Source organism: Methylobacterium organophilum, assembly GCF_022179465.1.
Classification (GTDB): domain Bacteria; phylum Pseudomonadota; class Alphaproteobacteria; order Rhizobiales; family Beijerinckiaceae; genus Methylobacterium; species Methylobacterium organophilum.
Window position 1 is genome coordinate 12,775 of record NZ_BPQV01000014.1, and the last position, 12,760, is coordinate 25,534.

Genomic DNA, 12,760 nt, shown 5'->3' on the forward strand with positions numbered 1-12,760 from the left:
TCCCAGCACTTCCTACGATCAAGGGTAACCCAATGCGCAAGCTTGTACTTGCTTCGACGGCGCTTGTCGGTCTCGGGATGTTCACGGCGGCGCCTTCCGCGGAAGCGCGCCCGTTCGGCTGGCACGGCGGCTATGGCGGATACCATGGTGGTTTCCGCGGCGGCTATCGCGGAGTGGGCTTCAACCGCGGCTGGGGCTATGGCGGATACCGCCGCTACGGCTACGGCTATGGCCGGCGCGGGATCGGCCTCGGCGTGGGCGCCGGCCTCGCGGGCCTGGCGGTCGGCACCGCCATCGGCGCCGGCTATGGCGGCGGCTATTACGGCGACCCCTACGGCTATGGCGGCCCGGTGACGGTCGGCTACGGTGGCTACGGCCCCTATGGCGGCGGCTATTACGGGTACGGCTGGTAAGGCCCTTCGCGCCCCATCGCCCCCCTCTCCCCTCTGCGGGAGAGGGGTTTTTCATGCGCCTCGTCCTGCGAAAAACGACGTCTTGGCCTGCTGCGTCAGCGCATTCGGGCGCCCTCGATTGACTTACCCCCGTGGCAACGCTTGATCCCTTGAGCAAAGCCGGACCGGGACGGACGGATTCGGCAGCGGGGGATGCGCGCCGATGAGCTTCCTGGTCTGCCTCGCGGCGCTCTTCTTTCTGATGGCCATCGCCTATCGGGGCTTCTCGGTCATCCTGTTCGCGCCGGTGGCCGCCATGGGGGCGGTGCTGCTCACCGACCCCGCCGCGGTGCCGGTGGTCTTCTCCGGCCTGTTCATGGAGAAGCTGGTCGGCTTCCTGAAGCTGTACTTCCCGGTCTTCCTGCTCGGGGCCGTGTTCGGCAAGGCCGTCGAGATCTCCGGCTTCGCCCGCTCCATCGTCGGGGCGGTGGTGGGGCTGCTCGGCCAGGGCCGCGCGGTGGTGGCGATCGTGCTGGTGGGCGCCATCCTCACCTATGGCGGCGTCTCGCTCTTCGTGGCGGTGTTCGCGGTCTATCCCTTCGCCGCCGAGCTGTTCCGGCGCAGCGACATCCCGAAGCGCCTCGTGCCCGGCACCATCGCCCTCGGCAGCTTCACCTTCACCATGGACACCCTGCCGGGCACCCCGCAGATCCAGAACATCATCCCGACCACCTTCTTCAGGACCGACGCCTACGCGGCGCCCTGGCTCGGGGTGATCGGCGCGCTCTTCGTGTTCGGGGTCGGGGTGAGCTATCTCGAATGGCGCCGCCGCCAAGCCGCCGCCGCGGGGGAGGGCTACGGCGAAGGCCACGGCAACGAGCCGGCGGCGACCACCGATGCGGTGACGATCCATCCCGCCGTGGCCCTGCTGCCGCTGCTCATCGTCGGCATCGGCAACAAGCTGCTGCTCGGGCTGATCACGAGCGCCTACGGGACGGAGGCGAGCGCTGCGCTCAGCCCCGACATGGCCGCCCATCCGATCACCGTGCCGGTGAAGACGGTGGCGGCGATCTGGGCCGTGGAGGGCGCGCTGCTGCTCGGCATCCTCGCCACGGTGATCCTCGGCTGGCGCAACCTCGCCCCGCGCTTCGCCGAGGGCTCGAAGGCGGCGGTGGCGGGCTCGCTGCTCGCCGGCATGAACACCGCCACCGAATACGGCTTCGGCGGCGTCATCGCGGCCCTGCCGGGCTTCAAGGTGATCTCGGACGCGCTCTCGGCGATCCCCAACCCCCTGGTGAACGAAGCCGTGACGGTGAACGTGCTCGCCGGCGTCACCGGCTCGGCCTCGGGCGGCCTCTCCATCGCGCTCGCCGCCCTGTCCGAACGCTTCGTGCAGGCGGCCCAGGCCAACGGCATCCCGCTCGAGGTGATGCATCGCGTCGCCGCCATGGCGAGCGGCGGCATGGACACACTGCCCCACAACGGCGCCGTCATCACCCTGCTCGCCGTGACGGGGCTGACGCACCGCCAATCCTACGGCGACATCTTCGCCATCACCCTGATCAAGACGGCGGCGGTGTTCGTCGTGATCGGGGTCTACTACCTCACCGGGATCGTCTGAGGAGGCGAAGCGTTGCCGGGAGGATCCCCGGACACGCCCGAGCCTCGATGACCGACCCCACCCTCTTCGCCCAGGTGAAGGACCAGAAGAACCGGGCGAATCCGTACCCGCTCTTCGCCAGGCTCCGGGAGACGCCCGTGGCCGAGCAGGAGGACGGCACCTTCGTCGCCTCCACCCGCGCCGCCATCGCGAGTCTGCTCGGCGATCCGCGGGTGAGCTCCGAAACGCTTCCCCCCGCCGACCGGCCGAGGACGGGCAATCCCTTCACCGACTGGATCGTGAAGCCGATCCGCGACCGCATCACCGACGCGCACCGCCCCTTCATCTTCCGCGACCCGCCGGATCACGACAGCCTGCGGGCCAACGTGATGCACCAGTTCTCGATCCCGCGGGTGCGCGCCATGCGCGCGCGCTCCGATGCCCTGGTGGCCGAGCTGCTCGAAAAGAAGCGGGATGCCCGCGCGATCGACCTCGTCGACGACCTCTCCTATCCGCTGCCCGTCACCATCATCTGCGAGCTGTTCGGCGTGCCCCGGGAGGACGAGCCGAAATTCCACGGCTGGGCGACCCAGCTCGCCACCGCCCTCGAGCCGGACAGCTTCGAGGACGACGAAACCCGCGCGAAGAACCAGACCACCTTCGACGCGATCGCCGGCTACATGGCCGACCTGATCAAGGCGAAGCGCCGGCACCCGCAGGACGACATGCTCTCGGGGCTCGCCACCGAGGCCGCGCCGGAAGCCGAGCGGATGGGCGATTACGACCTGATCGCCACCGCGATCCTGATGCTCGTGGCCGGCCACGAGACCACGGTGAACCTGATCACCAACGGCATGCTGACGCTGCTGCGCCACCCGCAGGAATGGCGGCGCCTCGCCGAGGATCCGAGCCGGGCGCCGCGGCTGATCGAGGAGTTGCTGCGCTACGAGCCGCCGGTCCAGTTCCGCACCCGCACGGCGCTCGCCGACATCGCAATCGCCGGCACCACGATCCCGAAGGGGGCGCCGCTGGTGCTGCTCCTCGCCTCCGGCAACCGCGACCCGGCCTTCTTCCGCGACCCCGAGCGCTTCGATCCCGACCGCAGCGACAACCGCCATCTCGGCTTCGGCGGCAGCCTGCATTACTGCGTCGGCGCCCCGCTCGCCCGGTTCGAGGCGGAAAGCGCCCTGGTCGCCCTGGCGCAGCGCCTGAAGAACCCGCGCCTCATCGAGGACCCGCCGCCCTACCGGCCAGGCGCCGCGCTGCGCGGGCCGAAGCATCTGCGGATCGCGATCGAGGGGGTGGGGTAGGGTCGAAGTTGACCGGCTCGGCGGTTCGAGGCGCTGCCGAGGATGGTTCCGCGGCCATCCGTTCCGGGGCGCCGAACCAGACGAAGCCGATCTCGATCCCTTGCCCGTTCGCAGCCCTGTCCGCTCGCTTCAAGCTGCGCGGTGACCGGCCGGGCGATCCGAGCAGTAAGCCTGGAAGGTCGCGACGAGATGCCTGAAGAGCGCATCGATCCGGGCGCTGCGACGCACGTCCTCGTGCGCCACGATCCAGGTGTCGAGGACATGCACGACACGGTCAGGCAACACGCGCACGAGGTCTCGCGCACCGACCGGCACCTGCACGACGCCGATGCCGAGGCCGGCGCGCACCGCGGCGAGCTGGGCCGGATGGCTGTCGCTGCGCAGGGCGATGCGCAACGGCCCGCCTGCCTCCCGGCTGAGCCTGTCGACGACGGCGAGATAAGCCTGGGCGCGGTCGGGCGCGATCAGGGCATGCCGGGGCAGGTCAGCGATCGTTTCCGGGAGGCCGTTCCGGTCCACGTAAGCCGGTGCGGCGAAGAAGCCGAGCGGGATACTCCCCACATGACGCGCCACGAGCGAGGCTTGGCTCGGCCTCGCCATGCGCACCGCCACATCGGCCTCCTGACCGGGAAGGTCGGTGTTGGCGTTGGTGAGAAGCAGCTCGACCGTCAAGCGCGGATGGCGTTCCCGTAGGGTCGCCAACATCGGCGGCACGACCTCGATGCCGACGAAGTCCGAGACGCTGAGCCGAACCGGACCTGCGATCTCGGAGGCCGCCCCGGCGGCCTCGCGCCGGAACGCTTCGGAGGCATAGGCCATGCGTCGCGCATGCGCAGCCAGCCCACGCGCCTCTGGCGTCGGCGCGAGCCCGTTCACGCTCCGGACGAAGAGCGACTGGCCGATGGCGCGCTCCAGCGCTTCGATCCGATGCCGCACGGTGGGCTGGGTGAGGCCGAGCGCCCGCGCAGCAGCCGAGAAGCTGCCCGTGTCGAGCACGCTCAGAAAGGCACGCTGATCGTCCCAGCTCAGATGATCATTGCTCATCGAATTTCGATAGGCGGATCATCGATGCCGATAAATTTCCTCTGGGCACCCTCCGCGGCATCAAGGCGGTGACAGCGGAAGGGACAGAGCGATGAAGACGATTCTGGTGCTCGGGGCGACGGGCGGCATCGGCGGAGCGGTAACGAGGACGATGCTGGCCCGTGGCTGGCGCGTCACCGCCCTCGTGCGGGACCCGGTGCGGGCGGCGAAAGCGTGGGGCGCATCGGGCGCGCCGGATTGGCGGACCGGAGACGCCATGAACCGGGCGGATGTCGTTCGCGCGGCGGAGGGCGCCTGCGTGATCGTCCATGCGGTGAACCCCGCCGGATATCGTGGCTGGGATCGGCTGGTCCTTCCGATGCTCGACAACACGATCGCGGCAGCGCGGAGCGCCGGTGCCCGGGTGGTGTTGCCGGGGACGATTTACAATTACGATCCGGCCAACACCCCGATCATCCATGAGACCACCCCGCAACGCCCGCGGGGCCGCAAGGGCGCGATCCGCGTCGCGATGGAGACGCGCTTGGCGGAGGCGGCTCCAGAGGTGCGGAGCCTCATCGTTCGGGCGGGCGACTTCTTCGGCCCGGGCGCCGGCCAAAGCTGGTTCGCACAGGCCCTGGCCAAGCGCCCCCTAACACGGATCGTGAACCCCGGTACGCCCGGAATCGGCCACGCCTTCGCGTTCCTGCCCGACCTCGCCGAGGTCATCGCGCGCCTGATCGCATTGCCCTCGGATCACCTGCTGCCATGCGAACGCCTCCAGTTTCCGGGTCACGATCTGTCCGAGACCGGCGAGATGGTCGCCGCGATCCGCCGGGCCTCGGGACGCCCGGACCTGCCCGAGCGCCGCTTTCCCTGGGGCCTGATGCGGGTGCTCGCGCCCTTCGGCGGGTTTCCGCGCGAGGTCATGGAGGTTCGCCCGTTCTGGAAGCACTCCGTGCGCCTCGACGGACGACGATTGACCGAACTCGTCAGCGATCTGCCGTCTACGTCTCTCGATGCGGCCGTCACAGAGGCGCTGAGCTTGTGACCGCTTGCGGGTCGCTGGCTTCTCCGCTGGAACGGCGACATCGGGTCGAGCGCAGCCCCCTCCCTAAGGCGCCCCCACCCGCTGCCGATCCAGGAAATCCCGCGTCAACGCCGCGACCTCGTCGGCCGCCTCGTCGAGGGCGAAGTGGCTCGCGTCCAGCAGATGCAGCTCCGCGCCGGGCACGTCGCGCCGATAGGCCTCGGCGCCTGCCGTCTCGAAGGAGGCGTCGTGGCGGCCCCAGAGCACGAGGAGCGGCGGCTGCCGGTCGCGCAGCCAGGCCTGCCAAGCGGGATAGGAGGCCACGTTGGTGCGGTAATCGTAGAACAGGTCGCTCTGGATCTGCCGCTGCCCGGGCCGGCTCAGGAAGGCGAATTCGTCCGTCCACAGGTCGGGATCGTAGCGCTCGGGATGCGGGCTTTTCCCCACGTGGCGCAGGCGCGCCGCCTCGCGCGACAGCAGGTTCTCCTGCAGCCGCGCCTCGTTGGCCACCCGGTCGGCCCAGTAGGCGCGCCGCGCCGCCCAGAGCGGGCCGAGCCCCTCCTCGTGCGAGACCGCGTTCTGGATCACCAGGGCGCCGACCCGCTCGGGATGGGCCAGCGCTATCCGGAAGCCAACCGGGCCGCCGTAATCCTGCAGGAACAGGGCGTAGCGCGACAGGCCCAGCGCCCGGGTGAAGCCCTCCATCAGCGCGGCCAGGTGATCGAAGGTGTAGGCGAAATCCTTCGGATCCGGCGCGTCGCTGTGGCCGAAGCCGGGATAATCCGGGGCGATCAGGCGATAGCGGTCGGACAGGCGGGACAGGAGCGGCGCGTACATCCGCGAGGAGGAGGGGAAGCCGTGCAGCAGCAGGAGCACCGGCGCCTCCTTCGGCCCCGCCTCCCGGTAGAAGATCGAGACGCCCTCGACGCTCACCCGCGCATAGGTCGTCGGCGGGACCTGCGAGGCCGGCGCCCCCCCGGAGCCCTCCGCCGGTGCGAGCAGGAAGGCCGCCGTCGCGACGGCGAGGGGAGCGAGGATGCGCATGGCCGTCTCCACGGACAGGATGCCGATGCAACTAGGTCGGCGCGCGGCGCCGCCATCCTCCCGGCGAAGCCCTTCGGGCAGTCGCCTCGCTTCTTGACCCCACCGGCACGCCCTCCCTACACACGGGCTCGACGGCGGGTCCTCCGGCCCGCGCCCGAGATCCGCTGACGCTCATGAACGCCCCGGTCACTCCGAAGAAACTCATCAAGGGCGGCCTGCACGACTGGGAGGTCGTGGTGGGCATGGAGATCCACGCCCAAGTCACGAGCCGCTCGAAGCTGTTCTCCGGCGCCTCGACCGCCTTCGGCGGCGAGCCGAACGACCATGTCTCCCTGGTGGACGCGGCCATGCCTGGCATGCTGCCCGTCATCAACGAGGAATGCGTGGCCCAGGCCGTGCGCACCGGCCTCGGGCTGAAGGCCAAGATCAATCTGCGCTCGGTGTTCGACCGCAAGAACTACTTCTACCCGGATCTGCCGCAGGGCTACCAGATCTCGCAGTACAAGGACCCGATCGTCGGCGAGGGCGAGGTGCTGGTCGATCTGCCCGAGGGCGAGTCGATCACGGTGGGCATCGAGCGGCTGCATCTGGAGCAGGATGCCGGCAAGTCCCTGCACGACCAGGACCCGACCAGGAGCTTCGTCGATCTCAACCGCTCGGGCGTGGCGCTGATGGAAATCGTCTCGCGGCCCGACCTGCGCTCCTCCGAGGAGGCCAAGGCCTACGTCACCAAGCTGCGCACGATCCTGCGCTATCTCGGCACCTGCGACGGCGACATGGAGAAGGGCAATCTCCGCGCCGACGTGAACGTCTCCGTGCGCAAGCCCGGCGAGCCCTTCGGCACCCGCTGCGAGATCAAGAACGTCAACTCGATCCGCTTCATCGGCCAGGCGATCGAGGTCGAGGCCCGGCGCCAGATCGCGATCCTGGAGGATGGCGGCACGATCGATCAGGAGACGCGGCTGTTCGACCCGAACAAGGGCGAGACCCGCTCCATGCGCTCCAAGGAAGAGGCGCACGATTACCGCTACTTCCCCGATCCGGACCTGCTGCCGCTCGAATTCGACCAGGCCTTCGTCGATGCTCTGGCCGCCGAACTGCCGGAGCTGCCGGACGCCAAGAAGGCGCGCTTCATCGCCGATTTCGGGCTGTCCGCCTACGATGCGGGCGTGCTCGTGGCCGAGCGCGCCTCCGCCGATTACTTCGAGGCGGTGGCCAAGGGCCGCGACGGCAAGGCCGCGGCCAACTGGGTGATCAACGAGCTGTTCGGCCGTCTCAACAAGGAAGGCCGCACCATCGAGGACACCCCGGTCTCCGCCGAGCAGCTCGGCGCCATCGTCGACCTGATCGGCGAGGGCGTGATCTCGGGCAAGATCGCCAAGGACCTGTTCGAGATCGTCTGGTCCGAGGGCGGCGACCCGCGGGCGATCGTCGAGGCCCGCGGCATGAAGCAGGTCACCGACACGGGCGCGATCGAGAAGGCCATCGACGAGATCATCGCCAAGAACCCGGACAAGGTCGAGCAGGCCAAGGCCAAGCCGACCCTGCTCGGCTGGTTCGTCGGCCAGACCATGAAAGCCACCGGCGGCAAGGCCAACCCGGCCGCGGTCAACGCCCTGCTCAAGGACAAGCTCGGCATCGAGTGAGGCGGCCGAACGCCCCTCATCACGACGAAATCCTCGAAGCCCCGCTCCGGCGGGGCTTTTTGCAAAGGTCCTGCTGCAAGCGTCTTGTTGCAAGCGTCTTGCATACACGCCCCCGCCCAAGCGGCGCGGGACAGGACGACCGGGCGGAAGGCCCGGCGGGAATGGACCGCCCACAACGCGAAAAGGTCCGCATGTTTCCCTCACCGTTTCCGCCCTTCGCCCTCCCGACCGGCCGCCTGCGGGGAGGAGCCTGAGCATGCGCACCTCCTCGCGCTGGTGGTGGGACCTCTCGACGGCGGAGTTCGCCGCCCTCGACTGGTCGGACATGGTGGCGATCCTACCGATCGCGGCGGTGGAGCAGCACGGGCCGCACCTGCCGGTTCGGGTCGATGCGGCGATCAATGCCGGCATCGTCGCCCGCGCCGTCGAGACCATGCCCGACGACCTGCCGGCCCTGGTCCTGCCCATGCTGCCCATCGGCAAGTCCAACGAGCACCTGAACTATCCCGGCACCCTCACGCTGAGCCACGAAACCCTGGCCCGGGTCTGGTACGAGGTCGGCGAGAGCGTGTTCCGCGCCGGCTGCCGCCGGCTGATCCTGCTCAACAGCCATGGCGGCCAGCCGCAGGTGATGGAGATCGTGCTGCGCGAATTGCGCGTGCGCCTCGGCATGCTCGCGGTCGGCTGCGGCTGGAGCGGCATCACGCCCAAGGACGACCTGTTCTCCGCCCATGAGCGGACCCACGGCATCCATGGCGGCGAGATCGAGACGAGCGTGATGCGCCACCTCCACCCGGACCTCGTCGCCATGGAGAAGGCGGACAACTTCGTGCCGCTCTCGGTGCCCCTGGAACGGGCGGGCGGGCTGCTCACCCCGGAGGGTGCCGTCGGCTTCGGCTGGATGGCGCAGGATCTGCACCCGTCCGGGGCCAGCGGCAACGCCGCCGCCGCCGATGCGGAACGCGGCCAAGCTCTGGTCGAGCGCGCCGCCGCCGCCCTGAACCGCCTGGTGCGCGAGGTCTCGGCGTTTCCCCTCGCCAACCTGACCCGGGAGACCGCCTTCGATGGCCGCTGAGACCCCGCTCGCCGTGGCCGGGCCGGAGAGCGTCGAGCTCCGGCTCGCGGACGGCGTCAGCCTCGTCGCCGACATCTACCGCCCCGCCGGCCCGGGCCGGCACCCGGTGATGCTGATGCGCCAGCCCTATGGGCGGGCCATCGCCTCGACCCTGACGCTCGCCCACCCCGCCTGGTACGCCGCCCAGGGCTACGTCGTCGTCGTGCAGGACGTGCGCGGGCGCGGCGGCAGCGGCGGCGATTTCCGCCTGTTCGAGCACGAGGCCGAGGACGGGGCGCAGACACTCGCCTGGGCCGCGGAGCTACCCGGCGCCAACGGGCAGGTCGCCACCTACGGCTTCAGCTACCAGGCGGTGACGCAGTTCCTGGCGCTCGCGGGCGCGCTCAAGGCCGGCACCAAACGGCCCGACGCGATCGTGCCCAGCATGGGCGGCTGGGATATCCGGGACGACTGGGCCTATACGGGGGGCGCCTTCGGGCTCTCCGGCGGCCTCGGCTGGGCCTGCCAGATGGGCGCCGAGGTGGCGCGGCTGAAGGGCGACGCGGAAGCCTACGAGGCGCTCGCCGCCGCCGGCCGAGGCACGCCCTGGATGGGCGCCGTGGCGGCCCGCCCGCCGGTGCTGGAGCGCTTCTCCGCCTATCAGCACCATCAGGACTGGATCGGGGACGATCCCGGCTACTGGGATAGGATTTCTCCGCGCCGGCTCCTCGACGGCCAGGTGCCGGCGGTGCCGGGCCTGTATGTCGGCGGCTGGCAGGATTTCTTCCTCGACGGGACCCTCTCCGCCCATGCCGCCTTCGGCCGGGCCGGCGCGCCGCAGCGCCTCATTGTCGGTCCCTGGACGCACGCCCCCTGGGGCCGGCGGGTCGGCGCCCTCGATCTCGGCCCGGAGGCGGTCACCGACATCGACGTCCGGACGGTCGCCTTCCTCGACCATGTCCTGAAGGGGCGCGACCTCGCCGGGCCGGCGGTGCGGCTGTTCGACGTCGGCACGAAAAGCTGGACGGGCTTCGACGCCTTCCCCGATCCGGAGCCGACCGCCCTCCACCTCGCCTCGGACGGCCGGGCCGCCACCGCCTCGACCGGGCGGCTCGTCGCGGAGCCCGAGGCCTCGGGCGACGACCGCCTCGTGCACGACCCCTGGCGGCCCGCGCCCGCCCAGGGCGGCGCCTGGGGGCCCGTGCTCGGCTTCCAGGATCGGGCCGCCCTCGACGACCGCAGCGACGTGGCGGTCTACGACACGGCGCCGCTGGCCGCGCCCCTGCGCCTCGCCGGCCGGGTCGCGCTGGAGGTCCATGTCGCCACCGCGGCTCCCTCGCACGACCTGCATGCGGTGCTCTCCCGGCTCGAGCCGGACGGGCGGGCGATCACCCTGACGGCGGGCTATCTCCGGGTGACGGACGCGGCCGCGCCGGGGCCGCGGCGGGTGGCGATGCGGGCCCTGTGCTGCACGCTCCAGCCCGGCCAGCGCCTGCGCCTCTCGATCCAGGCCGCCGCCTGGCCGGCCTTCGCGGTCAATCCGGGCACCGGCGCCCGGGCGGAGGAGGCCCGCGGCGACGCGGCCGTGGTCACCACCCTCGCCCTACGCCACGGCGCGGACCACCTGTCCCGGCTGCTGCTGCCGGTGACCGGTTAGCACCGCCGCCGGAGGCGCGGCGCAAGCGATCCGGGACACGCCCTCTCGGAGGAGGGGTGCCCCGGGTTGCTGCGCCTGCGAGGAAAACCGGGCGCGGCCTTCCTCAGCCCCGGCCGATGGTCGCCTCGATCTGCCCGTGCGGCTCGTCGGTGGGCAGGAACACCGTGCCCGGGTTCTCCAGGCCGAAGGGGGAGAGATCGATCGGGATGTAGTGCTTGTTGGGCATGGCGAAGCCGATCTCGGCGATCTCGGGGATCGCCGCGAGCACCGCCTCGCCCATGCGGTACATGCTGTCCTGCACGCCGAGCGAATAGGTCGTCCCGAACACCTCGATCAGGATGGCGAGAACCTGCGCGTTCGCCGCGGTGTAATCGGCCGGCGCGGCCGACCAGGTCCAGGTCGCGTCCATGCTGGTGGCGGCGATGCGGTCGCTGGTGTCGGGCAGGGTCCGGTAGGCGTCGTCCACGAAGTCGGACCAGCCCGATTGCGTGGTCTTCATGAAGGTGAAGCCCCGCAGGCCCGACTGCATCACCGACCCGTCGCGGCTCGCCACGAGCTTCACGTAGCCGAAACCGTTGGCGTCGAGCACGAAGGTGTGGCCGTGCGGCGCGCCCCCGAAGGACTGGCGCAGCCAGCGCGTCTCCTTGGCCTCGACCTCCAGGGTCTCGATCTGCGGATAGGTGTCGAGGAAGACCTTGGCGAGGGCGCCCGCGAAGTCCTCCTTGTCGAGGGAGAGGTTCTTGGCCGCGGTGATGTTGCAGATGTTCTTCACGCTGTCGGTGGCGATGCAGGCGCGGTTGTCGCCCGCGGTCCAGGCGGCGTCGAAGGCGCCCTTCATGAGCACGGTGAGGTTCAGCTCGCGCGGGGTGTGATGGTCGCCGTCGCGGGTGAGGCGCATCACCCGCACCCGGCCCTTGCCGTATTTCGAGGCGGTCAGCGGCATCGTGGAACTCCTGGTGACACGGTCAGCGGGCCGCGGCGGCGAGACCCTCACCGGCAAAGCTTCGCACCGATCATCGGCAAGCGACATGCCAGATGCGGGGACGGGGCGGTGGTGTCGCCCTGGCCCGTTGCCTGCTAGGCCGGAGCGCTTTCCATCCCCTTCGTCCCGTCGTGCCCATGCCCATCAGCCTCGCCGAATTGAACGATGCCGCGCCCGCTGCCTTCGTGGCAGCGCTGGGGGGCGTGTTCGAGCACGCTCCCTGGGTGGCAGAGGCGGCGGCCCGGACCCGGCCCTTCGCGACGGTGCAGGCGCTCGAGGCGGCGATGCGGGCGGCGGTGGAGGCGGTGCCGGACGCGCAGCGCCTCGCCCTGCTCGCCGGCCATCCGGAGCTCGCCGGCCGCGCCGCCCGGGCCGGGGCGATCGCCCCGGATTCCATCGCCGAGCAGGCCGCGGCCGGGCTCGACCGCCTCTCCGAGGCGGAATACGCGCGCTTCGCGGCGCTGAACGCCGCCTATCGTGAAAAATTCGGGCTGCCCTTCATCCTCTGCGTGAAGCGGCACGGACGCGCCTCCCTGCTCAAGCAGTTCGAGGCCCGGCTCGGCTCGACGCCGGAGCAGGAGCGGCGGACCGCCGAGGCGGAGGTCTTCCGCATCGCCGCGATCCGTCTGAACGCCCTGGTCGAGGGGGAGGGCCCCCTGAAGACCACGGGGCGGATCTCCACCCATGTCCTCGACACCTGCCGCGGTCGCCCGGCCGAGGGCGTGGCGCTGGAGCTCTACGAGATCGTGCCCGGCGCCGAGCCGGCCCTGGTCGCCCGCGCGCTCACCAATGCGGACGGGCGCACCGACGCGCCCCTGATCGGCGGCCGGCCGGTGCCGATCGGGACCTACGAGCTGCGCTTCGCCCTGGGCGACCATTACCGCCGCCTCGGCCTCGACCTGCCCGATCCGCCCTTCCTCGACGTGGTGCCCCTGCGCTTCGGCGTGGCGGAGCCGGAAGGGCATTACCACGTGCCCCTGGTCGCCACGCCCTGGAGCTTCCAGACCTATCGCGGGAGCTGA

11 protein-coding genes are annotated in these 12,760 nt (G+C 70.7%); 8 read left to right on the top strand and 3 right to left on the bottom strand.

Annotated elements, in window-relative coordinates:
• Positions 1–32 precede the first annotated feature (32 nt).
• From MFF21_RS20120 to MFF21_RS20130, 3 genes are all read left to right on the top strand, one after another.
• The gene (locus MFF21_RS20120; RefSeq protein ID WP_238313364.1) at positions 33–413 is read left to right on the top strand and encodes a hypothetical protein; all 381 of its coding nucleotides are present in this window, start codon (positions 33–35) and stop codon (positions 411–413) included.
• 202 nt (positions 414–615) lie between these two features.
• Positions 616–2,013, top strand: coding sequence for a GntP family permease (locus MFF21_RS20125; RefSeq protein WP_238313366.1), 1,398 nt, complete (start codon positions 616–618; stop codon positions 2,011–2,013).
• Between the two features lie 47 nt (positions 2,014–2,060).
• Entirely contained in the window at positions 2,061–3,302 is a 1,242-nt protein-coding gene (locus tag MFF21_RS20130; RefSeq protein WP_238313368.1) for a cytochrome P450, read from the top strand.
• Between the two features lie 129 nt (positions 3,303–3,431).
• Here the strand turns inward: MFF21_RS20130 and MFF21_RS20135 are convergent, their stop codons facing one another.
• Entirely contained in the window at positions 3,432–4,346 is a 915-nt protein-coding gene (locus MFF21_RS20135) for a LysR family transcriptional regulator (RefSeq protein ID WP_283206546.1), read from the bottom strand.
• A 91-nt stretch (positions 4,347–4,437) separates the two neighbouring features.
• Here MFF21_RS20135 and MFF21_RS20140 point away from each other — a divergent pair, with 91 nt between their 5' ends.
• Complete coding sequence (locus MFF21_RS20140) at positions 4,438–5,376, top strand: NAD(P)H-binding protein (protein WP_238313372.1); 939 nt, start codon at positions 4,438–4,440, stop codon at positions 5,374–5,376.
• 63 nt (positions 5,377–5,439) lie between these two features.
• On the opposite strand, the gene MFF21_RS20145 is transcribed toward MFF21_RS20140, so the two are convergent.
• Positions 5,440–6,399 (bottom strand): alpha/beta fold hydrolase, encoded by a 960-nt coding sequence (locus MFF21_RS20145; protein ID WP_238313374.1) that lies wholly within the window; start codon positions 6,397–6,399, stop codon positions 5,440–5,442.
• A gap of 173 nt (positions 6,400–6,572) precedes the next feature.
• Here MFF21_RS20145 and gatB point away from each other — a divergent pair, with 173 nt between their 5' ends.
• From gatB to MFF21_RS20160, 3 genes are all read left to right on the top strand, one after another.
• Positions 6,573–8,045: an Asp-tRNA(Asn)/Glu-tRNA(Gln) amidotransferase subunit GatB gene (gene gatB, locus MFF21_RS20150; protein WP_238313376.1), complete on the top strand. Its 1,473-nt coding sequence runs from the start codon at positions 6,573–6,575 to the stop codon at positions 8,043–8,045.
• A gap of 256 nt (positions 8,046–8,301) precedes the next feature.
• Positions 8,302–9,120, top strand: coding sequence for a creatininase family protein (locus MFF21_RS20155; protein WP_238313377.1), 819 nt, complete (start codon positions 8,302–8,304; stop codon positions 9,118–9,120).
• Positions 9,110–10,756 carry a CocE/NonD family hydrolase gene (locus MFF21_RS20160; RefSeq protein ID WP_238313379.1) on the top strand — a complete coding sequence of 549 codons (1,647 nt, stop codon included), beginning with the start codon at positions 9,110–9,112 and terminating at the stop codon, positions 10,754–10,756. The genes MFF21_RS20155 and MFF21_RS20160 overlap by 11 nt, the downstream gene beginning before the upstream one ends.
• A gap of 103 nt (positions 10,757–10,859) precedes the next feature.
• Here MFF21_RS20160 and pucL read toward each other — a convergent pair whose 3' ends face one another.
• The gene (gene pucL / locus MFF21_RS20165) at positions 10,860–11,699 is read right to left on the bottom strand and encodes a factor-independent urate hydroxylase (RefSeq protein ID WP_238313381.1); all 840 of its coding nucleotides are present in this window, start codon (positions 11,697–11,699) and stop codon (positions 10,860–10,862) included.
• 176 nt (positions 11,700–11,875) lie between these two features.
• Between pucL and uraD the strand changes: the two genes are divergently transcribed.
• Positions 11,876–12,760: a 2-oxo-4-hydroxy-4-carboxy-5-ureidoimidazoline decarboxylase gene (uraD, locus tag MFF21_RS20170; protein WP_238313383.1), complete on the top strand. Its 885-nt coding sequence runs from the start codon at positions 11,876–11,878 to the stop codon at positions 12,758–12,760.